Raw genomic sequence first — 25305 nt, 5'->3', positions numbered from 1 at the left:
TCGACCGCAGTATCGACTGATAGCCCCACAGTTGCCCACCGCCTCGCTTTCGGGTGTCTGCATTCCTTACGGCGCTGCCACACAAGGGACGTGTGGCAGCGCCGCGCTTGGGAGGGAATGTTCTACTCAGCTACGGCCAGTAACCCCCCAGGAGCTGCCTTCGCATATGGTTTAGCACATCCGTCGCTTCACTACGGTTCCGCGCCCCGCCGATCAACTTGTTGACGGTGGCGTAGTAGTCGTTCGTATGGATCCGTGAATGCACGGATGCGCCCGTCGGGTTCACAGATTTCGAGCCGCGCGGCAAGAATACGCCATTCACGGCATCGTTGATGTCAATACCAAACTTCGCAAGCTGCTGTCGCCCAGCGGCAGCTTTCGGAGAGGTGCTCGCTACCATGTGGTGCGCCGCAGTCTCCGGAGGCCTGACAGTTCCGGCCGCCTCCATATTATCGCCAAGAATCTTGGCGTTGCTGGAGCAGTTCGCATTGTGGGCAAGGACCGACACGGCCCCTGCCCCCACATAGTACGTATGGGTGCTTTCAACCGTGAGGTTGCGGACCGCAGCTTTCTGAGTCCACGCCTGGACGGCCGTAATCTGAACCCAGGTACCGGCGCTGGTCTGCAGCCACTGACCCGGCTGGAGTTCGCCGGCGTCGACCCACTTCTCCAGCTCGGGAACCCAGAAGGGGTGACCCTCAGTAGAGATCAGGGCGCCATCGCTGACCTCGTCGCTGCGGATTTTCCCGTCATCGGCCCGGACACTGATTCTTACGAGACTCTTGTTACCCTCACCGATGATCGTGGCGACCACGGGCTCAGCCTTTGTCTCACCCGTTTCCGGGTTGGTCGCCAGGACCAGGTCCCCTGTCTTCACCTCCTCGATCGGCTTGTACGTCCCATCGGCCATGTGCACAGGCGTTCCGGGCACGAAACTGTTGGGCGTCGGGCAACTTACACCCTCGGCCTGCGATCGCACGTAGTCCTTGACCTGCTCCTTCGCCTGGCTCTTGACCTGCTGCTTGAACTGACGAGAGCCCTGCGGCTTGACCTCCTTCGGCTTCGGGGCCGGTTTCGGACGAGCCTGCGGCTTCGGGGCCGGCTTCGGGCGCTGCTGGGGCTTCGCCGTCGGCTTCGGGCGCTGCTTGGCCGCAGCCTTCTCCCTGGCCTTCTTCGCCTCCTCTGCCTTGGCCTTGCGAGCCTTTTCGGCCCTGGCCTTCGCCAGAGCCTCCTTCCTGTCGCGCTCCGCCTTCGCCTTCTTGGCCTTCTCGGCGGCATCCTTGAGCTGCTTCGCCTTCTTGGCCCTGTCGGCTGCCTCCTTGGCCTTACGCAGCCTTTCGGCGGCCTCCTGCAGCCTCTTGAGTCGCTGGGCGGCCTGCCACGCCCTGTATGCCTGGGCGGCACGAGCCGCCCAGACTGCTCCGACCACCACTGCCGGGAAGAATTCCCCGTCGGGGTCCGACTCCGTGGCCGGCGCATTGTTGGCGTAGGCGTACGGGTTCATCTGCTGCGGAATCCCGAAGTCGATGATCGGGTCCACGGAGATGAAGCGCCCGGTGGTCGGGTCGTACTCGCGCGCGCCGAGCTGGGTGAGCCCGGTGCTCTCGTCCTTGCGGCCGCCGACGAAGCCCCGCTTGCCCGGCCAGGAGCTGGGCTTGGTGCCGCGCTCGGCGCCGAACGGAGCCAGCAGGCGTCGCTGGACGGGCAGGTCGTCCTGGTCGAGGCCGACGGAGGTCTCGGCGCTGCCGTGGTGATCGGTCAGCAGAAGATGTTGCTTGCCCTTGCCGCCGGTGCCGTCGCCCTCCTCCGCGACACGCACGGTGGTGCCGCTGGGGTGCTCGTAGTAGCGGGTGGCGGAGAGCTTGCCCTTGGCGTCGACGGTGAGTTCGGACTCACCGAGGTAGAGCGTCGTCTCGCCGTTGGCGGCGCGGTGGATGAGGCGGTTGCCGTCCGCGTCGTAGAGGTTCTCGGTGCTCTTGTCGCCCTCAGTGATCTTGGCGAGGTTGCCCTCGATGTCGTAGGAGAGTTTCTGGATGTTCCCGCCGACCTGGCGGATGGTCATATTGCCTGCGGAGTCGTAGGCGTAGGTGTTCACCGACGTGCCGTCGGGGCCCTTGGACTCGACCTTGGTCAGTGCCCGGGGCTGGTCCTTGCCGGCACCGGGGTAGGCGTACGTCCGCGTAACGTCCTTGGCACTGTCGCCGCTGGTGTCGTGCTCGACGAGCTTGGTGCGGTTGCCCACCGCGTCGTAGGTGTAGGACTGCCAGTACGCCTGCGGCCCACCGACCGTCTCCTTCGACGGTGCGGCCTTGCACTCATCCGTCGCCGTCCAGGCACCGGTCATCCGGCGCAGGGCGTCGTAGGCGAAGCACTGCGTGTCGGGGCGGCCCCCGTCCGGCATCGCCGCACCAGGGGTACGGGCGATCCTGGTGACGTTTCCGGCCGGGTCGTAGTCGTAGCCGATGTCGTCGATCCGGCTGCCGTTCGCATCCTTGCTGTCGCGATCGTGGACCACGCGGGAGAGACGTCGCGTGTGCTCGTCATAGAACGACGTCGAGTAGACCTTCCTCCCCTGCACACCCGCCTCACTGCGCATCAGCTCGCTGGAAGCCGAGTACTGCATTCCGGAGGCGTACACCGACATGCCGGCGAGCATGTCGGGCAGGTCATCGCTGTTGTAGCGAGTCGCCAGGCGCTCCTTGTTCAACGGGCCCGTGCTCGGTATCTGGGTCCAGGACGGAAGGCCGACGCCTGCCGTGTAACCGTGCTCGTAGGCGTATGTGCCCGCGAGTTTGCCCTCCGAGTCGGGAATGACGAGCTGCGAGCCGGTGGGCTGATAGGCCTGGTTGTAGCCGGTGACCTCGTTGCGGTACTCCTTGCCGCCGATGTGCCGGATGGACGCCGTCGGCAGGCCCTTGAGCAGGCTGTCGTACGTCCACTCCGTGAGCTTCGGCCCGTCGGGGCCACCGTGACGCAGCGAGGTCGGGCGGTCGAGCGCGTCGTAGGTGGTGGAAACCTTCGTGCCACGGGCGTCGGTGACGGTGACAGGACGGTCGTCCTTGTCATACGTCGTGGTCGTCGTGCCCTTGTCCGGGTCCGTGGCCTTGATCTGGCGGCCTCGGGCGTCGTACTCGAAGGTCCAGGCGTTGCCGTCCGGGTCGGTGACCTTCGTCAGCTGGCCCTTGCGGTTGTAGCTGTAGGAGGTGTCGTTGTATTTGCTGCGGTCGTCGTCGAGGTACTCGCGCAGCTTCGTCGTCCGGCCCTCGTCATCCATGAAGGTCGTCTTCGCCGTGTCGCCCTTGGCCGGAAAGACGGTGGACTCATTGCCCTTGTACTCGGCCCGGGTGGCGTGCTGGTCTTCGCCGTAACGCCGGACGACCTGCTTCACCGGGCGACCGTGGCCGTCGTACGTCGTGACGCTTTGATGCGGGACCTTGGTGTCCGCGACGACCAGAAGCGTCTCGCTGACATCGCCTTCGGCGAAGTAGGAGTCGTTGGTCTTGACGACCCGGCCCTGCGTGTCGTGAACGGTGTCACTGATGAGACGGCCGCCACCGACACCCGGGTCCTGGGTCTGCCGCTTGCGCAGCATGCCGTCGAAGATCTCCACTGCCGTGGAGTAGGAGCCGTTCTCCTTCAGCGAGCGCGTGAGGGTCGCGGACGGCCCCGTCTTGCTGATGTTGTAGGCGTACTCGGCGCTCGGGGACTTCCCCGCCGCCTTGTCGCGGTTGATGTCCCACAACTTGGTCAGCCGACCGAGCCCGTCGTGGGCCATGTCCTTGCGCCGGCCGTTGGTGTCGACCACAGCTGTGGTGCTGCCGCGCACCGGATCGGCATGGATGGTCTGGGTGTGGCCGAGCGGATTGGTGACCACGGTCTTGACCGGGCTGGCCCCCGCGGCGGGGGTATAGGCGGTCGTGGTCTTGTTGCCGTTCACATCCCAGTGGGTCGTGGGCCGGCCGTACGCGTCGTGCTCGGAGCGCTCGACGACCTGATAGCCCTTGCCGTCGCCGGTCATCTCCTCGACGGAGGTGACATCGCCCCTGGAGGGTGTTTCTCCGAAGCCCTTGCCGTCATAGAAGGTGCGGGTGTCGGAGACGACCGTTCCGCCGGAGCCGTCACAGTTGCCGGTGACGGTCTTCTCCTGAGACTCCAGGTCCAGGATCCACTTGCCGGGGTTCCGGGCGTACGTCACTGTCGAGCACGCGTCGTCGTCCGGGTCGTCGACATTGCCGAAGTCGTGAGTACGGACGGGGAGCCCGTACTCGTCGTAGGCGATGGTCTCCTTGTTCCTCGACCACCCGCCGTCGGCCTTGCGCGTGCGTTCCTCGGTGGTCTCCGGGTGGCCCATCCGTGCGTGGAGGGGCGTGGTGCCCTTGCGGTCGCGTGTGGCGGTGACGTTCGAGACGCCGGTCAGCCTGGTGGAGGATTCCACCTGGCCGTCCTCGTCCAGGTACTTGACCTCCTCACGGAGCTGACCCGCGAACTGCGGCAGGTCGGCGACCTTGCCGCTTTCGGAGTCAACGACCTCGGCACTGCGCTTCTTGCCGTCGGGCAGCGGGTCGCCGTCCATGCCCTGGAAGTACAGGGACTCGGTCATCGCGCGCTTGCCGTCATCGCCACGCCCGGTCAGAGTACGGACCTTGGCATAGCCGCGGTACTGGCTCCAGGTGCGTTCCTTGGCGTCCGCGAGTTCGTTGTCGTCCCAGGCCCAGGCGGGCGTGCCCAGGTACTGGTACGAGGTCACCTTCGGCTGGGCGTCGGTGACGTTGTCCTCTTCACGGACCTCGGTGACGACGTACTTGTGGAACCAGTCCTGGATCGGCTTGTCGGCCCCCGGCGGCGTCCAGAAGAGCGGGTAGCAGCGCATGCCGTTGTCGTGCGGCGTGGGCAGCTTCACCTTGCCCGGCATCGCCGAGCACTCGCGCGCCGAGTAGGTGACGCCGACGGTCGAACCGTGCTCGGTGTCGACCGCGTGGATGCGGTAGCGCGCGAAGGGCGGGATGCCCTCGTAGCCGTCCACGCGGTTGTCCATCATCTCGCCACGGAACGTCACCGGCGGCAGCTTGGTGTCCGTACCTCCGGTGTGGCCGGTGCGGGTGATGGAGGCGAGCCACAGGGCCGGGCTCGTGGCATCGGTGTTCGGGAACTGCTGTGTGAGCTCGAACGTGTCGGCCTTGGCATAGGAGTCGCCGACCAGCGCCTCAGTGGTGATCTGCGTCAGCCGCTTGGTGGTCCAGAAGCTCGGGGAGAGCTGGTTGGCACACTTCTGCTTGGCGGTGATGTCGCACTTGAGGTCGAAGGGGACGTCGGGCCAGTGCTTGGCGTTCTCCTTGTTCAGCTTCCCCAGGGAGCAGTCGAAGTCCTTCGACGGCAAGCAGCGCTCAGCAGTGGTGAAGTTGACGCGCGCGGCCGCCTTCGCCGAGAAGAGGGAGTCGGCGCGCTGTCCGTAGTCGATACGCGTCAGGTAACCGCCACGGTCGTAGGCGGCGGGCTTGTCGCCCTTGCCGAGCTGGCCGTAGTGGTTGGTCTCCTTCTCCCACCACAGGCTCATCGCGTTGCCGTGGGGGTCGACGACGTAGTCCAGGTTCCAGCGCCAGGCCTGAGCGCAGCCCGACTTGTCGAAGGCGTCGGCGTGGCAGGGCTCGCCGGAGTGGTTTCCGAAGACGGGGACTGTGAAGGCGGAGTTGGTCTCGGGCTTTCCGGCACCCCAGCCGGGCAGACGGTTCAGGCCGAACCAGTACTGCGTGCCGTCCTTCGTCGTGAGCACCCAGTGCTCACCGTCGTTGTCGCCATTGTCGGCGCCCTTCTTCAGCTCGATGCGGGCGCCGTCGTCGTCGGCGAGCTTCCACTCACCGCTCTTGTCGTCGCGTACCAGCTCATTGCTCGAGCCGTCGAGGGAAAGGGTGAGGCTGTCGGCGAACCAGCACAGGTCGCCAGTCTTGGTCTTGTTGTTGGCACCGTTGCCCATGTCCTTGGTGCAGGACTTGTAGCGGCGCTCGACGAAGCCGGGGTGGTAGTCCCAGCCCTCACCGATCCAGGAGGCCTGGTTGTTCGTCGAGGCGGTACGGCCGTCAATGGCCTGGGAGGAGTAGCCGAGCTTGACCTCGGGCTCCGGCCCGCCCGGCACATCCGGGCTCTCCACAGGGTGGGTCCAGGAGAATCCGCCGGCGTGGCCGCCCGCCGCCCAGGAGCCGGAGGGCGACAGGGAAGTCGCACCGTAATCGCCGGTGGAGCCGGCACCGTCGGCCGTCGCGGCCAGCATCATCGGCGCGCCGGCCGACAGCGCGACCCGGGCGCTCAGGCGCTGCTTGACCGGGTTGTTCTGGCTCGTCAGCGGGGTACCGGCGGCGCAGTCCGCGCGGTTCGGGGTGGTGGCGGCGCAGGCGGGAAGCTGTACCAGCCGCAGCCGCGAGCCCCAGTCGCCGCCGAAGCGCTGCGCGTAGGAGGAGTAGTCGAGTTCGACGTCGACCGACTGGGGTGGCGCCCGCTTCCCCTGCGCGGCCATGCTCCGGCTCGCCTTCGGCGATGTCTGTGCAGCAGGCACAGCACCGTCTGCGTTGAGCTTCACCACGGGCCCCTGGGCGCCCAGCCCGGCCAGGGCCTTCTGGTCCAGCATCTCCACGTCCACGCTCGGCTGAGGGGACTGTGCCGGGACGTCCGCACTACGCAGCAGCGGAGCCACGGGCTTGAGATACACCGGCAGCTCGCCTGCCCTCTCGGGCTTCGCATCGCTCCCACGCGCGGCCAGGGACGCCGCTTTGCCCTTCGGCGAGGGGGCAAGTTCCACCTTGGCGCGGCCGCTGGGCAACGCCGCGCTCCTCGGCGCCTTCCACGCCTTGGCCGCACCGTTCTTCCCGGGCGCGGCCTTGCGTGAGAACTCCTTTCCTTCAACGGGTCGTTCCTGCTGAAGCTTGAGCAGGTTCGGATTGGACTGTTTGGCCTCTGCCGGGACTGTCGTTCCCAGCAGCGACCCCATAAGGGACAGGAAGACCACGGAGACGATGGATCTCCATCGTCTCCGTAGCGTCCACCAGTCGCCTGGCGCGATCACCGTCTGCGCTCCTCCGAGGGGGCCGACGTGTCCATCACCAACGGAGGCGCCCCCTCACCAAAACCCCCGATGTGCCGCTTTAGTAAATCTTTCCATCCGTCATATGCCAAGATCCCCCCAAGATCTGCCCAAAGTTTCACGTCAGGCCGGTTTCCGCCATGGAGGGAAAGCTCGTGATACGCGAGAGCGGTCGTCCTCGACCGTCGAGATCCAATAGATCCAGATACGTCCGCAATGCAGTCATCGTCACGCTCGTTGCGGGCACCGCAGGGCTCGGCATCACGCCGGTCTCCTCGGCTGCCGGCCGGGCCACCCAGCCGGAAGCAGGTACGTCCGACGCCCGTCCGGAGGCCGCGGCTTCGGCCGAAGCCCGGCGCTCGGGCAAGCCGGTCGAGGTCACCGGTCTACGGACGGAGACTCAGGAGGTGGTGGCCAACCCGTCCGGCACCTTCACCCTCACCCAGCACGCCCAGCCCGTACGAGCCCGCAAGAGCGGCAAACTCGTCCCCGTGGACGCCACGCTGGAGCGCGTCGGCAATCGCATCGCCCCGCGGGCCACCACCCTCGACGCCAGCTTCTCGGCGGGCGGGGACACCACTCTCGCCTCACTCACCGAGCAGGGCCGTCGGCTCTCCATCCAGTGGCCGGAACGGCTTCCCGCTCCCAGCCTCGACGCCAACGAGGCCACCTACCCCGAGGTCTTCCCGGGGGTGGATCTGAAGGTGCGCGCGACGACCGAGACCATCGCGCAGGTTCTGGTCGTCAAGAACGCCGAAGCCGCCAGGAACCCAAGGCTCCGGCAGCTCCAGCTCGGCCTCGACGCCAAGGGCCTGCGAGTCGACGTCGACAAGGTGTCAGGTACCGTACGCGCTCTCAACCCGGCCGGACAGGAACTGTTCACCTCTTCCACGCCCCGGATGTGGGACTCGTCCGCGAAGCCGGACGGTCAACGGGCCGCGGCAAGTGTCGCCTCGCGCTCTTCGCTGCCGTCCACCCGGGCTTCCTCCGCCACGGCGTCGACGGCCAAGGCCGCAGCGGACCTCGAACCAGGAGTCAAGCACGCGAACGTTGGGCTGTCCTACGACAGTGGCAAGCTGACCCTGACGCCCGATCAGTCGGTTCTGAACGGCAAGGACACGACCTACCCCGTCTACATCGACCCCAAGTTCGGCGGTAAGCGCCAGGCCTGGGCCATTGCCTACAAGCCCACTCCCAACTCTTCCTTCTGGAACGGCACCGGCTGGGGCGGCAATGGCAAGAGCACATCCGAAGCCCGTATCGGTCACGAAGGCGAGACGGGCGGAACAGCCCGTTCGTTCTTCCAGATGGACGCCAGGGGTCTCGCCGGGGTAGAGGTCATCGACGCCCAGTTCAACATCATCAACACCCACTCCTGGTCCTGCACCGCCAAGCCCGTCGAGCTCTGGGACACCGGGTCCATCTCCTCCTCCACCACGTGGAACAACCAGCCTCGGTGGATGAGGCAGCTGCAAAGCCTGAACTTCGCCCACGGCAACGACCTCTTCGGCTGTTCGGACAAGGGGGTGGACTTCGACGTCACCTCCATGGCGAAAGAGGCCGCCGAACAGAAGTGGGCGAACATGACCATCGGCTTGAAGGCCACCAATGAGTCGAGCGTCTACGACTGGAAGAAGTTCAGCAGCGACCCCAAGCTGATAGTCGAGTACAACCGCCGCCCCGACAACCCCACCGGTTACGGCAGCAACCCCTCCGTGACCTGCGACGCCAACCCCGTCCAGAAGATCGGTAACACCGACCTCCAGCTCTACGCCAAGATCTCCGACCCTGACGGCGGCACGCTCAAAGCCCGCTTCAACATGTGGATCAAGGACGGCGACCCCGCCGTTTACAACCAGACCATCGCCGTCACCAGCGGCAGCGTCGCCAAGGTGACCTTGCCCAAGGACACCCTCAAGGACGGCGTCACCTACCAATGGCAGGTACGGGCGGACGACGGCAGGGCCACGTCCTCCTGGGTGCCGAGCACCCCTTGCCGCTTCACCGTCGACAAGTCCCGCCCCAGCACCCCGCCCTCCGTCACCTCCGGTGAATACCCCAACGGTGACGACGGCACCAAGGGCGCACCTGCCCGCACCAAGGGCACCTTCACCCTTGCCAACGGCGGTACGAAGGACGTCGTGAAGTACGTCTACGACTTCGACCGCAAGAACCCGACGACCGTCGCCAAGCCCTCGTCCGCGGGCGGCAGCGTCACCATCACCTTCACCCCGCCCAACGCGGGCCCTCACGTTCTCTACTCCTACAGTGAGGACGCCGCCGGCAACCGCTCCGACACGGGAACCTACCTCTTCTACGCCTCCAGCACCGGAGTCAAGGACAAGCCCGGAGACCTCAACGGCGACGGCAATCCCGACCTCTGGGCCGTCGACAGCGACAACAAGCTCCGCATGTACTCCGGCACGGGCGACGGATCGTTCGGCCTCATGATGGTCGCGGCCGAGAACGGGTTCCAGGACACGCTCATCACCCGCCGTGGCGACTTCACGAACGACGGCTACGACGACCTCGTCGCCCGCCACCCCGACGGCAAGCTCTGGGTCTACCCGAACACAGGCTTCGGCGTCGTCGACACCGAAAACCGCCGGGAAGTACTCCAGTTCGTTCCCCAGCTCGATACGGCGAAGATCAAGCAGATCACCTCGCTCGGCGATGTGACGGGTGACGGTGCGCCCGACCTGGTCGCGCGAGTGGATGACGGCCTGTGGTTCCTCGCCGGTCACCCGGCGGGCTTCATTGACGAGGCGTATCCCATCGCCGATACGGGATGGGCAGGCCGCGATGTCGTCGCGCCCGGCGATCTGACCGGTGACAACCTCGCCGACCTCCTCGTCCGTGACAATGCCACCGGCCAGCTCCTCGTCCACCACGGCCAGGCCAACCCCGACACCGGTGGCCTCGAGCCCGCCCGCTACGTGAGCGGAACGACGTCCGTCTACGGTGCGCGTTCCTGGCACAGCACCAACCGCCCCTTGCTCTCGATGCCGGGTGACGCCGACGGCGACGGCACCACCGACCTGTGGGCAACCACGACGGAGGGCACCGGCACCCTGCTCCGCTATCCCACCAAGAACGGTGCCCACTCCGACCCCGTTCTCGTGGGCACCGGCGGCTGGAAGGGCATCAGGGCCATCGCCTGAGCCAACGGGCTCACGCCAGTGAGTCGATCCGCCAAGCCGGGGGCGAGGACGTGTCGGATGCCCTCGCCCCCATCCCGCTGGATTTCGGCACGTACCGGGCGGGAAGGCTCTTCGCGCGGGGGCGGAGGGGGGATCGCCAGGATGTGGACGCACCGTCATGGCAGGGTCGCGGCGCTGGTCGCCGTCGTCTGTGCGGCAGGGATCGCGTCGGCCGGCTGCGGGGAGCAGAAGGACCGGCGGGAGGTGGGGGCTGGGGCGCCGGAGGCGAAGGGTAGTCCGGGCGCCTTCGTGCTGCCCGGTCTGCCGCCCGTCGGGCAGGCCCGTACGCAGCTGGCCGGGCTGAAGGAGGAGGCGCCGCACTCGATGTCCGGCTACAGCCGGGCGGCCTTTCCGCACTGGGCCCAGCAGGGCAGCCGGTGCGACACCCGGGAGACCGTCCTGGAGCGCGACGGGCAGAAGGTCCAGCGGGACGCGGAGTGCCGGGCGGTGTCGGGGAACTGGCACAGCCTGTACGACGGCAAGAGCTTCACCAAGGCCGGCCAGGTGGACATCGACCACATCGTGCCGCTGGCCAACGCGTGGCGGTCCGGCGCGGACAAGTGGGACAACGAGCGCCGCAAGGCGTTCGCCAACGACCTGACGCATCCGCAGCTGCTCACCGTCTCCGCGGCGTCCAACCGCTCGAAGGGCGACCAGTCCCCCGATCAGTGGCAGCCGCCGGACCGTGCCTCGTGGTGCGTCTACGGCCGGGCGTGGGTGTCGGTGAAGTCCACGTACGCGCTGACCGTCACCGCCGCCGAGCGGAACACGCTCACGAAGATGCTGGACTCCTGCCCTCGATGAGCTGCCACTCGTGGTCGGGCACGCCGCCCTTGGGGAGCACCATCCGCAACCCGTAGGCGCTCGCGCCCGCCGCGCGGGCCACGTGGACGGCGAGTTTGTCGGCCGTGGAGTGCTTGTGGCTGAGCAGGGCGCGGCCGGTCCAGTTCCAGCGCTGGGCGGCCTCGGTGGGGGTGCCCAGTCTGCGCAGGACCGGCCGGTGGCCGGCCGGGCCCAGCAGGAGGGTCAGGACGCGGGGCACGGGCTCGTCGGCGTCGACGGCGAGGGTGACGACGCCGGAGTCGGTGTCGATGTGCCAGGCGCTCTGGTGCTCGGCGACGGTGCTGTGGTCGCGGACGTCGACGAAGCCCTCGGTGGCGTGCCCGCACAGCACGTACCGGGGGTCGGTCCGCCACTGGATGACGTACGGGGTGCCGCGCTCGAGTTCGCCGCCGAACGGGGCGCGGGGCTGCTGTGGACTCACCCGGGTGCTCCTCGCCTTGTGAAGCCGCCGCTGCCCAGGCTCCCACCCGTCCGCGCGCGGCACCCGCCGGACGGCGCCGACCAGGTGAGGCCTCGTATGAACCCGTCAGGCCCCTATGAACCGGTCAGGCCCGTATGAACGGGGTCGCCAGGACCGCTGCCGCGATGGCCTGCGGCCGGTCGTACATCAGCAGATGGCCGGCGGGGGCGACGGCCTCGAAGCGGCCGTCGAGGCGTTCGGCGAGGGCGCGGCAGCGCTCGAGCCGGCGGCGTTCGCGCGCCGAGCCGGTGCCGGTGGAGGCGGCGAGGACGGTGACGGGGGCGGGCGGCAGCGCGTGGTGGGCGCGCAGGTCCTCCAGCTCGGCGGCGACGTCGTAGTAGCGGGCGTTCTCCATCAGCAGGGCGCGCACCACGCGCCCGGTGCCGTAGGTGCGGCGCACCAGGTCGTCGGGGGCGGCGTCGGCGCGGGTGAGGGAGGCGGCGCGGACGCCGTAGCGGCGCAGGGCGGGGCCCAGTACGCGGGGCAGGCCGGCGGCGGCGAAGGCCCGGCCGCGCACGTGGGCGGCGGCGGTGCGCAGTTCGATGCCCGGCACGGGGCGGGCGTTCTCCTCCACGCTGGGGTCGGCCAGGACGAGCCCGGCCGTGCGCTCGGGGTGCAGCCGGGCGAACGCCTCGGCGTGGAAGGCGGCGAGGGAGTGCCCGACGACCGTGGCCGGGCCGGTCAGCCCCAGCGCGTCGAGGACGCCCGCTATGCGGGCGCCCTCCGCGGCGGCCGTGGGCGGCCCCAGCGGCGGGGCGCTGAAGCCGAGCCCCGGGCGGTCGAAGCGGACGACCGTGCGGTGGGGGGTGAGCAGCGGTACGACCGGTTCCCAGTCGAACCAGCCCATGCCGAGCCCGGCGCTCAGCACGCACACGGGCCCCGAGCCCTCGCACAGCACGTGCAGCGGCACTCCGCCGACACGCAGCATCCGCCCGGGTGGCCGCTGCCGCTCCGTACCGCTCATCCAGTCCCCCTCATCCGGTCCGTCCCCGCCCGTGGGTCAGCCGGCCCGTAGGTCCGTCCGTAGGCCCGCCCGTGGGTCCGTCCGTCCGCGGACAAGCTACTCGACCGCGGACGGCTCCCGGTCCCCGGCTGTCACCCAGTCCGGCTTGCGGAGCTTGAGGAAGGCGAGCGGCGCGATCAGGCCGAGCGTCAGCAGGCCGCCGCCGACGATCAGCAGATAGCGCCACAGCGGCTGGCCGCCGAACTGCTCGGGCGGGATGAAGCCGATGCACATGGCCGCGGCCGAGGCGGCGAATCCCGTGCCCGCGACCAGGCGCACGGCCGGCACGCGGAAGCCGCGGGGCTGCTCGGGGCGGGTGGTGCGCAGCCGGATGACGGCGGCGAACATCAGCAGGTAGACAACGAGGTAGATCTGCGTGGCGACGACCGAGAAGATCCAGTAGGCGCTGGAGACGTCGGGGAGGAAGGCGTAGAGGCCGGCGATGACGGTGGTCAGCGCGCCCTGGGCGACCATGATGTTGCGGGGGACGCCGCGCTTGTTGAGCTTCTGCAGGACGGGCGGCAGGTAGCCCTCCTGCCGGGAGACCATCAGCAGCCCCTGGGACGGCCCGGCCATCCAGGTCAGCATGCCGCCGAGGGCGGCCGCGACGAGCAGGATGCCGACGACCTTCGTCAGCCAGCCCACGTGGAAGTGGTCGAAGAAGCCCTGGAAGGCCTGCATCACGCCGGCGGTCAGGCTCAGGTCCTCGCCCGGCATCACCCAGCTGATGGCCAGCGCGGGGAGGATGAAAATCAGCAGGACGAGGCCCGTGGCCATGAAGACCGAGCGCGGGTACTGCCGGCCGGGGTCGCGCAGGGACGAGACGTGCACGCCGTTCATCTCCATGCCCGCGTAGGACAGGAAGTTGTTGACGATCAGCACGAGGCTGGCCAGGCCGGTCCACGGCGGCAGGACGTGGCCGCCGTCCATGGGCGCGGCGGACGGGTTGCCCTGGGCCAGGAAGACCATGCCGAGGACGACGAGGACGGCGCCCGGTATCAGGGTGCCCACGACGAGCCCCGTGCTGGAGAGCCCCGCCACGGCCTTGGTGCCGCGCGAGGAGACCAGGACGCCCGCCCAGTAGATGACGACGATGACGACGGCGATGTAGAGGCCGTTGTCGGCGAGCGCGGGGTCGACGACGTACGCGAAGGTGCTGGCCACATAGGCCAGCAGGCTCGGGTAGTACGCGATGGTCATCGCGAACTGGCACCAGACGGCCAGGAAGCCCAGCGGCTTGGACAGGCCCTCGCTGACCCACCGGTAGACGCCGCCGGGCCAGCCGGAGGCCAGCTCGGCGGAGACGAGGGCGGTCGGCAGCAGGAAGACGACGGCGGGCAGGAGGTAGAGGAAGACGGCGGCCAGCCCGTAGAGGGCCATGGAGGGGGAAGGTCGCAGGTTCGCCACGGAGGCGGTGGTCATCATCGCGAGCGTGGTCCACGAGATGAACTGCGCCGTGGCGGTGCCGGGTGCGGCGACGGCGGTGCGGGGACGTTCGCCCCGCACCTGTTCCGTGATGGTCATGGGGGTAGAGCGTCCTTCGGGCCGTGCGTCGTTCGTTTTCGCCCCATAATCGGCCCTTGGCGGCATCCGACGCACATCCGCCGCTGATCTCCGGCCATGGGCCCCTCGGGGGCGCGATACCCCGAGGGGGTAGGGTGCGGGGGCAATCCGAGGGACGCCGGTGGCCGCTGGAGGCAGGCAGTGCACGGACAGGGGAAGGCCGCCGCGTGGTACGGCCGGCTGCTGCTGTTCGCCGCGCTGGTGCTCGGCATCGTGACGATGCACACACTCGGGCACCCGGCGGAGCACTCCGGACCGGCCCCTTCCGCAGTTACCTCGCAGGAGGCCTCCGACGCCTCCGCGGCGCCCGGGGTCGCGCACCGTCCCGTCCCCGCCGCCGGGACGCCCGGGGTCGCACACCATCCCGCCCCCGACGCCGCCGGAGCGCCCGCCCGCGTCGGCGGACCCGCCGCCGTCCCGGCGCACGGTGACGGCATGGACCCCATGTCCGTCTGCCTCGCGGTCCTCGGCGCCGGCTGGACCGTCGCCCTCCTGATCGCCCTCGCCGCCCTGCGCCGTCCCGCCGGTGGCGCCCCGGCGGCGGTGCGCGCGTGGTTCTCGCGCGCGCTGTGGCCGGATCCGCCCCCACGGCACAAGGCCCTCGCCCGGCTGTCGGTGCTGCGCGTATAGGCGCGCGTCCCGCCGCGCTCCCGTGCGGCGCACGCGCTCGTACGCACACCACGAAACCGACACCACGAGGTGCTCTGCCATGCGCACAACCACCCGCCGCGCCGTGCTCGGCGCGGGAATCGCCGCTGCCGGAAGCGGCCTGCTCGCCGCCTGCTCGAAGGGCGGCGGCCCCTCGGACGGCCCGTCGCCCACCGCCGCCCCTGCCGGGTACGTCACCCCGGACGGCAAGGAGGTCGCGGCCGCCGAGGCCGCGCGCGCCGGCGCCGGCTCCGTCCGCGAGGTCCGGCTCACCGCCACCCCCGCCCGCCTGGACCTGGGCGGCGGCCGGACGGTCGCGTCCTGGGCGTACGGCGACGTCCTGCCCGGCAAGGAGATCCGGGTCACCGCGGGCGACACGCTCGCCCTCACCCTGGCCAACCACCTGCCCGAGCCCACGTCCCTGCACTGGCACGGGCTGGCGCTGCGCAACGACATGGACGGCGTCCCCGACCTGACCCAACGGGCCGTCAGGGCCGGTGCGTCGCACGCCTACCGCTTCAAGGTCACGCACCCCGGTACGTACTGGATCCACCCGCACTCGGGCACCCAGCAGGACCGGGGGCTGTACGCGCCGCTGATCGTGGAGGACCCGAAGGAGCCGCTGGAGTACGACAAGGAGTGGGTCGTCGTCCTCGACGACTGGGTCGACGGCATCGACGGCAGCACTCCGGACGCCGTGCTCGCTGAGCTCGCCAAGGGGATGAGCGGGATGGACCACGGCGGCGGGGGCACGGGCCACGGCGGAGCGGGGCACGGCGCGGGGCACGGCGGCGGCCACGACATGTCACACATGTCCATGACGTCGGCGAAGGCGTCCCCGTCCCCCACCGGCCCCTCCCGCATGCTGATGGGCGCCACCAGCGACGTCCTGGGCGGCGACGCCGGTGACGTCGCCTATCCGCACTACCTGATCAACGGCCGTACGCCCGAGGACCCGGAGACCTTCACCGCGAAGCCCGGCGACCGCGTCCGCATCCGCCTGATCAACGCCGGCGGCGACACCGCCTTCCGCGTGGCCCTGGGCGACCACCGCATGACCGTCACCCACGCGGACGGCTTCCCCGTCGAGCACACGGCAACGGACGCGCTGCTGCTCGGCATGGGCGAGCGCTACGACGTGCTGGTGGAGGCGAAGGACGGCGCCTTCCCGCTGACCGCGCTGGCGGAGGGCAAGAAGCGCACCGGGCTGGCCGTGCTGCGGACGGGCGGCGGCTCGGCACCCGGCGCGGACACGCGCCCCCGGGAGCTGGAGAGCACGCCGCTGACCGCCGGCCTGCTGAAGGCCGACGCGAGCGTGCGGCTGAAGGAGCGGCGCCCGGACCGCACGGTCACGCTGCGGCTGACGGGCTCGATGGCCAAGTACGACTGGGCGATCAACGGCCGTAAGTACACCCCCGGACAGCGGTACCCGGTGCGCGCGGGCGAGCGGGTGCGGCTGGTGTTCGTCAACGACACCACCATGTGGCACCCCATGCACCTGCACGGCCACACCTTCGCGCTGCCGGGCGGCGGGCCGCGCAAGGACACCGCGATCGTGCTGCCGGGCAAGCGGCTGGAGGCCGATTTCGACGCGGACAACCCGGGGCTGTGGATGCTCCACTGCCACAACGTCTACCACGCCGAGTCGGGGATGATGGCGGTGCTGGGCTACCGGAGTTAGGGCGCCCCCGTACGTACGCCAGGGGCCCGCGCCGGAGTCGGCGCGGGCCCCTTCGTACCGCCGGGTGGACCGCCGGGCGTACCGCCGGGAGGCGGATCAGACGGCCAGCGGCACCTGGGTGCCGGGGGCGACCTGACCGTAGTGGTCGACGACCCGGTTCAGCTCGATCTGGTAGTAGAGCGAGTAGAAGCCGAAGAACGCCAGCAGCACACCGAGACCGGCGCTGCACGAGGGCGCGAGACCCGCCGCGCGCTGGGCCTCGCCGATGCGCTTGCCGGTGGCGTGGATGGAGACGAACGGCGGAATGATCAGGAAGGCGCCCAGCGTGACGGCGAGCACCGACATCGCGGGGTTGACCTGGCGACGGCTGTCGAACTGCGCCATCTCCTTGTTGATCTTGTAGTGCCACACGATGCTGTAGATGCCGAGCGTGATGAGTGGCAGACCCAGCCAGACGCCGGCGACATTGCGCCGCTTCATGGACAGGCCGAAGTGGGCCGCACCGCCCTGCTGCGGGTAGCCGGGGACGGGGGCGGCGGCGGGGTAGCCGTAGCCGGCGGGCGCCTGCTGCTGCGGGTAGCCGCCCTGCTGGGGGTAACCGCCCTGGTAGGGGCTGGGGGCCTGGGCGGGCGCGGCCGGGGTGTAGGGGTTGCTGTTCGGGGACGGCGGACCCCACTGCGGCGGCTGCGTGCTCAACTGCGCTCCTAAAGGAAATTCCCTGACAAAACATCAATGAACCCGCGGCTGGAATTCGCCACGGGTAGATCGCGCAGCTTGTCACAAGATCACATTTTGTTGCCAGGGGGTTCCCGGGGAATGGCCTTTACCGCTTCCCGCGTGGCCGCCCTCACACCACATTGCGTCAATTAGACGATTACACTGTGGGGCGTGGCTCAACTTCGTCTCGCCCTGAACCAGATCGACTCGCGCGTCGGCGACCTCGAGAAGAACGCCGAGGCCGTCCTCCGCTGGACCCGGCACTCGGCCGAGCGGGGCGCCCACCTGGTGGCGTTCCCCGAGATGGCGCTGACGGGCTACCCCGTCGAGGACCTGGCGCTGCGGCCCTCCTTCGTCGAGGCCAGCCGCGCCGCGCTGCGCTCGCTGGCCGAGCGCCTGCAGGCCGAGGGCCTCGGGGAGCTGCCGGTGGTCGTCGGCTACCTCGACCGCAGCGAGGAGGCCCGCCCCAAGCTGGGCCGCCCCGCCGGGGCGCCGCGCAACGCGGCCGCCGTGCTGCACCGCGGCGAGGCCGTGCTGACCTTCGCCAAGCACCACCTGCCGAACTACGGCGTCTTCGACGAGTTCCGCTACTTCGTGCCCGGCGAGACCATGCCGGTGGTCCGGGTGCACGGCGTGGACGTCGCCCTGGCCATCTGCGAGGACCTGTGGCAGGACGGCGGCCGGGTGCCCGCCACGCGCTCCGCCGGCGCCGGGCTGCTGCTGTCCATCAACGCCTCCCCCTACGAGCGCGAGAAGGACGACACCCGCCTGGAGCTGGTCCGCAAGCGCGCCCAGGAGGCCGGCTGCACCACCGCCTACCTGGCGATGACCGGCGGCCAGGACGAGCTGGTCTTCGACGGCGACACGATCGTCGTCGACCGCGACGGCCAGGTCATCGCCCGCGCCCCGCAGTTCGAGGAGCTGTGCGTGGTCCTCGACCTCGAGCTGCCCGAGGCGGCGGCCGAGGCGCCCTCCGGCGTCGTCGACGACGGCCTGCGCATCGAGCACGTCACCCTCTCCGCCGAGCCCCTGCCCGCGTACGAGCCGGAGTTCACCGGCGGCCTCGCCGACCACCTCGGTGACGACGAGGAGGTCTACCGGGCGCTGGTGACGGGCCTGCGGGCGTACGTGGAGAAGAACGGCTTCCGCAGCGTCCTGATCGGCCTGTCCGGCGGCATCGACTCCGCGCTGGTCGCCGCGATCGCCTGCGACGCGGTCGGCGCGGACAACGTGTACGGCGTGGCCATGCCCTCCCGCTATTCCTCCGACCACTCCATCGCCGACGCCGAGGAGCTGGCCCGGCGCACCGGCCTGCACTTCCGCACCGTGCCGATCGCGCCGATGTTCGACGCGTACATGGGCTCGCTGGGGCTGACCGGCCTGGCCGAGGAGAACCTGCAGTCGCGGCTGCGCGGCACGATGCTGATGGCGATCTCCAACCAGGAGGGCCACATCGTGCTCGCGCCGGGCAACAAATCCGAGCTGGCGTGCGGCTACTCCACGCTCTACGGCGACTCCGTGGGCGCGTACGGCCCGATCAAGGACGTCTACAAGACCGGCATCTTCCGCCTCGCCCACTGGCGCAACCGGGCGGCGGCCGAGCGCGGCGAGACGCCGCCCATCCCGGAGAACTCCATCTCCAAGCCGCCGAGCGCCGAGCTGCGTCCCGGCCAGGTCGACACGGACTCGCTGCCGGACTACGACGTGCTCGACCGCATCCTCGAGCTCTACGTCGACCGCGACCGCGGCCGCGCCGACATCGTGGCGGCGGGCTTCGACCCGGAGCTGGTGACGCGGATCCTGCGGCTGGTGGACACCGCGGAGTACAAGCGCCGCCAGTACCCGCCGGGCACGAAGATCTCCGCCAAGGGCTTCGGCAAGGACCGCCGCCTGCCGATCACCAACGGCTGGCGCGAAACGGCCTGACCTGCGGCTTCGGCAGCCGGTAGGCCGGTCCTCGTCCGCTCACCCTGATGGCCGCCGGTGCCGGCGCAATGCCCTCTGCCGGGGCGACCCGAGCGGTCACGTCCGCGCGGAAGCGCCGCGCACCACCAGCTCGTCCAGCAGTCGCGCCGTGGCCTTCGCCACGGCGTCGACGGCCTCGTCGAAGACGGCCTGGTTGTGCGCGGCCGGGGCGCGGAAGCCGGAGACCTTGCGGACGTACTGCAGGGCTGCGGCGCGGACGTCGTCCTCAGTCGCCTCGGGTGTGGCCGGCGGCCTGAGCGTCTTGATGCTGCGGCACATGCTCCCAGTGTGCACCCGCCACCACCCGCGAGCCGCCGTCACGGTCCAGCGCGCCCGCCGTCACCGCGACCGCCAGGCCCACGACCGCGAGGGCGGCGCCCACCAGGGTGGGTGAGGTCCAGCCCCATCCGGCGGCGATGGCCGCGCCGCCCAGCCAGGCGCCGCCCGCGTTGGCGAGGTTGAACGCCGAGTGGTTGGAGGCGGCGGCCAGGGTGGGCGCGTGGCGGGCCTTGTTCATCACCAGCATCTGCAGCGGCGTGGTCGTCATGAAGCCGACCGCGCCGAGCAGGACGACGGTGACCAGCGCCGCCCACTTCACATGCACGGTGACGTCGAAGAGCACCAGCACGGCGGCGAGCGCGGCCAGCGACCCGTACAGAGTGGGCCGCAGGGCCCGGTCGGTCAGCGGGCCGGCCACGAGCGCGCCCAGGGTCATGCCCAGGCCGAAGAGGGCGAGGACGACCGTCACCGAGGTCTCGGAGAAGCCCGTGACCTCGGTGCTCATCGACGCCAGGTAGCTGTAGACGGCGAAGACGCCCGCGAAGCCGAAGACGGCGGTGAGCAGCCCGAGCAGGACCTGACGGCCGCCCAGCGCGCGCAGTTCCCGGCCCAGGCCGCCGCCGGCCTCACGCGGGATGTGCGGGACGAGCAGGACGAGCGCGCCCATGGCGAGCACCCCGATGCCCGCGACCACCAGGAACGTGGCGCGCCAGCCGAGGTGCTGGCCGAGCAGGGTGGCGGTGGGGACGCCGACGATGTTGGCGACGGTCAGGCCGAGGAACATCGTGGCGACGGCCCGCGCCTGACGGCCCTCGTTCACCAGCCGGGCGGCGACGACCGACCCCACGCCGAAGAACGCGCCGTGCGGCAGCCCGGCCAGGACCCGGCCCGCGACGAGCAGCCCGAAGGAGGGCGCCAGGGCCGAGGCGAGGTTGCCCACCGTGAACAGGCCCATGAGCAGGACGAGCATCCGCTTGCGCGGAAGGCGCGCGCCCAGGGCGGTGAGCAGCGGGGCGCCGATGACGACGCCCAGCGCGTAGGCGGAGACGAGGTGGCCGGCGGTGGGGACGGAGGTGCCGAGGTCGTCCGCGACGTTGGGCAGCAGGCCCATCATCACGAACTCGGTCGTCCCGATGCCGAAGGCGGACACGGCGAGCGCCAGCAGCGCCACGGGCATGGAACGGCCTTCCGGAATGATGTACGAAGCAGCCGTCCAGCCTAAGGGGTCCGCCGGGTCAGATCTTGACCCGGGCCGCCACCGGCAGGTGGTCGCTGGCGGTCGCCGGGAGGGTCCACGCCGAGACGGGGTCCATGCCGCGCACCATGATCTGGTCGATGCGTGCCATCGGGAAGTCCGCCGGCCAGCTGAAGCCGAAGCCGTCGCCGGCCGCGCCCTGCGCCGAGCGCAGCTGCGAGGTGACGGGTGCCAGCGAGCGGTCGTTCATGGTGCCGTTGAGGTCGCCGAGCAGGACGACCTTCCGCACGGGCTCGCGGGAGATGGCCCGGCCCAGTGCCTCGGCGCTGTTGTCGCGCTGCCCGGCGGTGAAGCCCGCGTTGAACTTCACCCGCACCGAGGGCAGGTGGGCGACGTAGACAGCCACCGGACCCTGCGGGGTGTGGACGGTGGCGCGCAGCGCGCGGGTCCAGCCCATCTGGATGTCGACCGGCCGGTCGTCACTGAGCGGGTACTTGCTCCACACCCCGACCGTGCCGTGCACGGCGTGGTACTTGTACGTGCCCGCCAGCGCCTTCTCGTACCGCGAGGCGTCGCTGAGCTCCTCCAGGGCCACCACGTCGGCGCCCGAGGCGGCGACGGCCCTGGCGGTGGCGGCGGGGTCGGGGTTCTGGGCGTTGACGTTGTGGGTGGCCACCGTGAAGTTGCCGCCCTTGCCGGACTTCTCGCCCAGCAGGCCGCCGAAGAGGTTGACCCAGATGACGGCGGGCAGCAGCAGGGCTATCAGGGCGGTGGCCGAGCGCCGCCAGAGGGCGAGTGCCAGCAGCACCGGGATCAGCAGGCCCAGCCAGGGCAGAAAGGTCTCGGTGAGGCTGCCGAGGTTGCCGACCCGGTTGGGGATGTCGGCGTGCAGCAGCATCAGCAGGCCGAGCAGGACGGCGAGCGCCGCGACGACCACGCCGCGCCGCCAGACGCCCGGCCCCGTCCACTGCTCCCGCCGGCGGCTCAGGAAGCGCCGGGCTCCGGAGCCGGTCCGCTCCGGACCCTCCGCCTCGAGGCCCGTCTCCTCCATGTACGCCTGCGGCATCCGCTGTCCTCACTGCTTCCGTCTGCTGCTTCCCCGCCACCCGACCATAGGTGATCATGGCGGCGGTGCTTGACCGGACACCCCTGGCGGGGGCGTCGGGGAGGAGGACGACCGTCCGGCCTGACCGGGTTCCTCCGCAAGGGCCCGTCGGCGGGTGCTGTGACACAACAAGCACATTCGGGGCGAGGGCGGCGGACGGCCTCCGCCCGCCTCAGCGGGCGGCGGGGCGCACGCCCTCCAGCAGGGTGTCCACGATCCGCTCGGAGAGGCCCTCCGGCAGCTCCTTGTCCTCGTGGAAGAGGGCGCGCGAGAGCATCGGGCTGACGAAGAGGTCGGTGAGGAGCTCGGTGTCGAGGTCGGCGCGGATCTCGCCGGTGGCCGTGCCTCGCCGCAGCACGGCCTCGAACGCCTCGCGCCGGGCCCTGACGACCGTCCCGTGGTACTCGGCCCACAGCGCCGGCCGCGAGCGCACCTCGGCCACGACGGTGCGCAGCACGGCGGACGAGCGCTTGGCCAGGCCCCGGCGGCGCAGGAACTCCAGCAGGGCGACGAGGTCGTCGCGGACGGATCCGCCGACGGGCCGGGGCAGGGCCTCGTCGAGGGAGCGCAGCACGTCGAGCATCAGCGCCTCCTTGCCGGGCCAGCGCCGGTAGACGGTGGCCTTGCCGACGCCGGCCTCGCGGGCTATCCGCTCCATGGACAGCTCGGCGGCGGTGACGCCCTCCTCGAGCAGCCGCAGCACGGTCTCCAGGACGGCGGTGTCGACGGCGGCGCTGCGCGGCCGCCCCCGGCGCCCGTCGCGCGCGGTCAATTCTCCGCCCCGCTTCCGGCCCCGGCCTGCTCCTTGTCCTGGCCGGGACGGTCCGCTCCGGCCGTGGCGGGGCGGGGGCGCCCGGCGGGCAGGAACAGGGCGGCGACGAGCGCCCCGAGGAGGGCGACGGCGGCGGCGCCGAGGACGGTGACGTGCATGGCGTGCACGAAGGCGTCGCGGGCCGGCCCGGCCAGGCCCTCGCCCGCCGCGCCGAGCCGTCCGGCGGTGTTGAGAGTGGCCTCGATGGACTCGCCGGCAGCATGCCGGGCCTCGTCGCCCAGTCCGTCGACGGCCTCGAGCCGGCCGGAGATCCGGTCGCGGTAGACGGTGGAGAGGACCGAGCCGAGCACGGCGACCCCGAGCGCGCCGCCGATCTGCCGGAAGGTGTTGTTGACGGCGGAGCCGGAGCCGGCCTTCTCGCGGGGCAGCGACTGCATGATCGAGACGGTGGCGGGCGGGGTGATGTGCGCCATCGCCGCGCCCTGGAAGAGGAAGAGGACCTCCAGCACCCAGATCGGGGTGTGCGTGTCGAGCAGCGCGTAGCCGGCCATGGTCGCGGCCATGACCACCATGCCCGTGGTGCACACCGCGCGGGCGCCGAACCGCTCGACGGCCAGCCGGGCGCGCGGCGCGAAGACCATCTGGGCGGCCGCGAGCGGCAGCATCAGCAGCCCGCTCTGCAGCGGGGTGAAGCCGCGGACGCTCTGGGTGTAGAAGACCATGAAGAAGGTGACGCCCATCAGCGCGAAGAAGACCAGCGCCAGCGAGGAGACGGCGGCGGAGAAGGCCGGGTTGCGGAAGTAGCGCACATCCATGGCGGGGTGGCTGCTGCGCCGCTCGTGCAGCACGAACAGCACGAGGACCAGCAGGCCGCCGCCGACCGTTCCGTAGACCTCGGGGACGGTGAAGTCGGCGAGCCGGCCGCCCGTGATGATGCCGTAGACCAGCAGGACGAGCCCGACGACGGACAGCAGCACGCCGAGCGGGTCGAGCCGGCCGGGCCTGGGGTCCTTGGAGTCGGGCACCAGCACCACCATCGCGATCACGGCGCCGGCGACGATCGGGATGTTGATCAGGAAGACCGAGCCCCACCAGAAGTGGCTGAGCATGATGCCGCCGGTGATCGGCCCTATGGCGATGGCGAGCCCCACCGCGCCGGCCCAGATGCCGATGGCCCGGGGCTGTTCCGCTCGTTCGAAGACGTTCATGATGATCGCGAGGGTGGCGGGCATGACGAACGCCCCGCCGAAGCCCATCAGCGCGCGGTAGGCGATCAGCTCGGTGGGCGAGCCGGCCATCGAGGCGAGCGCGGAGCCGATCCCGAACACGGTCATGCCGAAGAGCAGGACCTTCTTGCGGCCGAACCGGTCGCCGAGCACGCCGGCGGTGAACAGTATTCCGGCGAAGACGAGCGTGTAGGCGTTGATCGCCCAGGCCAGCTCGCTCTGGGTGGCCCCCAGGCCGGTGGGGGCGGGCGCGGCGATCGTCTTCATCGCCACGTTGAGGACCGAGTTGCCCAGCACGACCACGAGCAGGCTGCACAGCAGCACGGCCAGGACCGCCCAGCGCCTGCGGTGGACGGCCTCGGGGACCTTGCGGGGCGGCGGGGAGGCGCCGCCTGCGGTGTCGGGGGTAGCCATGGGTCAACCCTACCCATTTCCGATACGGGGCCGTCTCGTATTGGTCTGATCCCGGTTCTCGTATCGGTTCTCGTATCGGTCTCGTACGGGCCGCGAACGCGGATACCCGGGGTCACTTCCCCGCCCCGCCGGGCCGTGTCAGCATGGAGGGGATCCGGGGACGCCGTCAGGGCGCCTCGAGACGACAACACAGGAGCCACGGCAATGACGCATGCCTCGAACACGCCCGACAGCGGCCCGAGGAACGACAAGGCGCTGTACGGCGGGAAAAGCTCTCGGCGCATCACCGTACGTGACATAGCCGCCGCCAAGGCGCGCGGCGAGAAGTGGCCCATGCTCACCGCCTACGACGCGATGACCGCCTCCGTCTTCGACGAGGCCGGCATCCCCGTCATGCTCGTGGGCGACTCCATGGGCAACTGCCACCTCGGCTACGAGTCCACGGTGCCGGTCACCATGGACCAGATCGCCCTTCTCTCGGCCGCCGTCGTACGGGGCACCAAGCGCGCCCTGATCGTCGGCGACCTGCCCTTCGGCTCGTTCCAGGAGGGCGCGGTCCAGGCGCTGCGCAGCGCCACCCGGCTGGTGAAGGAGGCGGGCGTCGGCGCGGTCAAGCTGGAGGGCGGCGAGCGCTCGGCCCACCAGATCGAGCTGCTGGTCCGGTCCGGCATCCCGGTCATGGCCCACATCGGCCTGACCCCGCAGTCGGTCAACGCCTACGGCGGCTACCCGGTGCAGGGTCGCGGCGAGGAGGCGGCGGCGCAGCTGCTGCGCGACGCCAAGGCCGTCCAGGACGCGGGCGCGTTCGCCGTCGTCCTGGAGCTGGTCCCCGCCGAGCTGGCCGCGGAGGTCACCCGCGTCCTGCACATCCCGACCGTCGGCATCGGCGCCGGCGCCGAGTGCGACGCGCAGGTGCTGGTCTGGACGGACATGGCCGGCATGACGGCCGGCCGGGTGCCGCGCTTCGTCAAGCAGTACGCGAACCTGCGCGAGACCCTCGGTGACGCGGCCAGGGCCTTCGCGGAGGACGTGGTGGGCGGCGCGTACCCGGCGGAGGAGCACTCCTTCCACTGACACCCCGGGTGGTGAGGGCCGGGTGTCGGCGATCTGTCGGTGATCTGTCGGCGCCCGGCCCGGCCGTCGGACGGCTGTCGGCCCGTTG

The 25305-nt window shown here is 70.4% G+C and carries 16 protein-coding genes; 6 read left to right on the top strand and 10 right to left on the bottom strand.

Translation table 11 applies throughout. The annotated features are described in order from the left end of the window. Positions 1–130: 130 nt before the first annotated feature. Positions 131–6811 (bottom strand): polymorphic toxin-type HINT domain-containing protein, encoded by a 6681-nt coding sequence (locus tag ACIG36_RS03385; protein WP_399921091.1) that lies wholly within the window; start codon positions 6809–6811, stop codon positions 131–133. Positions 6812–7479: 668 nt separating this feature from the next. Here ACIG36_RS03385 and ACIG36_RS03380 point away from each other — a divergent pair. Both ACIG36_RS03380 and ACIG36_RS03375 read left to right on the top strand, forming a co-directional pair. Beyond that, complete coding sequence (locus ACIG36_RS03380) at positions 7480–10233, top strand: DNRLRE domain-containing protein (protein WP_399921088.1); 2754 nt, start codon at positions 7480–7482, stop codon at positions 10231–10233. Between the two features lie 141 nt (positions 10234–10374). Beyond that, entirely contained in the window at positions 10375–11076 is a 702-nt protein-coding gene (locus ACIG36_RS03375) for a DUF1524 domain-containing protein (RefSeq protein WP_399921085.1), read from the top strand. Here the strand turns inward: ACIG36_RS03375 and ACIG36_RS03370 are convergent. The 3 genes from ACIG36_RS03370 to ACIG36_RS03360 all read right to left on the bottom strand — a co-directional run bounded on the left by ACIG36_RS03370 (position 11045) and on the right by ACIG36_RS03360 (position 14102). Beyond that, a complete protein-coding gene (locus tag ACIG36_RS03370) occupies positions 11045–11536 on the bottom strand; it encodes a hypothetical protein (protein ID WP_399921082.1) in 492 nt (163 codons plus the stop codon). The two genes, ACIG36_RS03375 and ACIG36_RS03370, sit on opposite strands and share 32 nt — an antisense overlap. Before the next feature lie 124 nt (positions 11537–11660). After that, the gene (locus ACIG36_RS03365; RefSeq protein WP_399921079.1) at positions 11661–12539 is read right to left on the bottom strand and encodes an alpha/beta fold hydrolase; all 879 of its coding nucleotides are present in this window, start codon (positions 12537–12539) and stop codon (positions 11661–11663) included. Between the two features lie 96 nt (positions 12540–12635). Continuing rightward, positions 12636–14102, bottom strand: a complete 1467-nt coding sequence (locus tag ACIG36_RS03360) for an APC family permease (RefSeq protein ID WP_399921076.1) — start codon at positions 14100–14102, stop codon at positions 12636–12638. A gap of 180 nt (positions 14103–14282) precedes the next feature. Here ACIG36_RS03360 and ACIG36_RS03355 point away from each other — a divergent pair, with 180 nt between their 5' ends. Both ACIG36_RS03355 and ACIG36_RS03350 read left to right on the top strand, forming a co-directional pair. Next, positions 14283–14771, top strand: coding sequence for a hypothetical protein (locus tag ACIG36_RS03355; protein WP_399921073.1), 489 nt, complete (start codon positions 14283–14285; stop codon positions 14769–14771). Between the two features lie 79 nt (positions 14772–14850). Continuing rightward, complete coding sequence (locus ACIG36_RS03350; RefSeq protein ID WP_399921070.1) at positions 14851–16470, top strand: multicopper oxidase family protein; 1620 nt, start codon at positions 14851–14853, stop codon at positions 16468–16470. A 96-nt stretch (positions 16471–16566) separates the two neighbouring features. Here the strand turns inward: ACIG36_RS03350 and ACIG36_RS03345 are convergent, their stop codons facing one another. Continuing rightward, positions 16567–17166 carry a DUF4234 domain-containing protein gene (locus tag ACIG36_RS03345; RefSeq protein WP_399921066.1) on the bottom strand — a complete coding sequence of 200 codons (600 nt, stop codon included), beginning with the start codon at positions 17164–17166 and terminating at the stop codon, positions 16567–16569. 192 nt (positions 17167–17358) lie between these two features. On the opposite strand from ACIG36_RS03345, the gene ACIG36_RS03340 reads away from it, so the two are divergent. Beyond that, positions 17359–19113 (top strand): NAD+ synthase, encoded by a 1755-nt coding sequence (locus ACIG36_RS03340; protein WP_399921063.1) that lies wholly within the window; start codon positions 17359–17361, stop codon positions 19111–19113. Between the two features lie 96 nt (positions 19114–19209). On the opposite strand, the gene ACIG36_RS03335 is transcribed toward ACIG36_RS03340, so the two are convergent. The 5 genes from ACIG36_RS03335 to ACIG36_RS03315 form a co-directional block, all read right to left on the bottom strand. Continuing rightward, positions 19210–19431 (bottom strand): DUF2277 domain-containing protein, encoded by a 222-nt coding sequence (locus ACIG36_RS03335; RefSeq protein ID WP_399921060.1) that lies wholly within the window; start codon positions 19429–19431, stop codon positions 19210–19212. Further along, a complete protein-coding gene (locus tag ACIG36_RS03330; protein ID WP_399921057.1) occupies positions 19379–20608 on the bottom strand; it encodes an MFS transporter in 1230 nt (409 codons plus the stop codon). The genes ACIG36_RS03335 and ACIG36_RS03330 overlap by 53 nt, the downstream gene beginning before the upstream one ends. 58 nt (positions 20609–20666) lie before the next feature. Beyond that, a complete protein-coding gene (locus ACIG36_RS03325; RefSeq protein WP_399921054.1) occupies positions 20667–21692 on the bottom strand; it encodes an endonuclease/exonuclease/phosphatase family protein in 1026 nt (341 codons plus the stop codon). Positions 21693–21903: 211 nt separating this feature from the next. Beyond that, positions 21904–22503, bottom strand: coding sequence for a TetR/AcrR family transcriptional regulator (locus ACIG36_RS03320; protein WP_399921051.1), 600 nt, complete (start codon positions 22501–22503; stop codon positions 21904–21906). Continuing rightward, positions 22500–24143, bottom strand: coding sequence for an MFS transporter (locus ACIG36_RS03315; protein ID WP_399921049.1), 1644 nt, complete (start codon positions 24141–24143; stop codon positions 22500–22502). Before ACIG36_RS03315 ends, ACIG36_RS03320 begins: the two co-directional genes overlap by 4 nt. 204 nt (positions 24144–24347) lie before the next feature. Here ACIG36_RS03315 and panB point away from each other — a divergent pair, with 204 nt between their 5' ends. Then, a complete protein-coding gene (gene panB, locus ACIG36_RS03310; protein WP_399921046.1) occupies positions 24348–25217 on the top strand; it encodes a 3-methyl-2-oxobutanoate hydroxymethyltransferase in 870 nt (289 codons plus the stop codon). Positions 25218–25305 lie beyond the last annotated feature (88 nt).

Origin of the sequence: Streptomyces sp. NPDC053048 (genome assembly GCF_044547045.1) — a bacterium.
Taxonomy (GTDB): Bacteria; Actinomycetota; Actinomycetes; order Streptomycetales; family Streptomycetaceae; genus Streptomyces.
The sequence above is the reverse complement of the archived record's forward strand: the minus strand, read 5'-3'. Positions and strand labels throughout refer to the sequence as shown.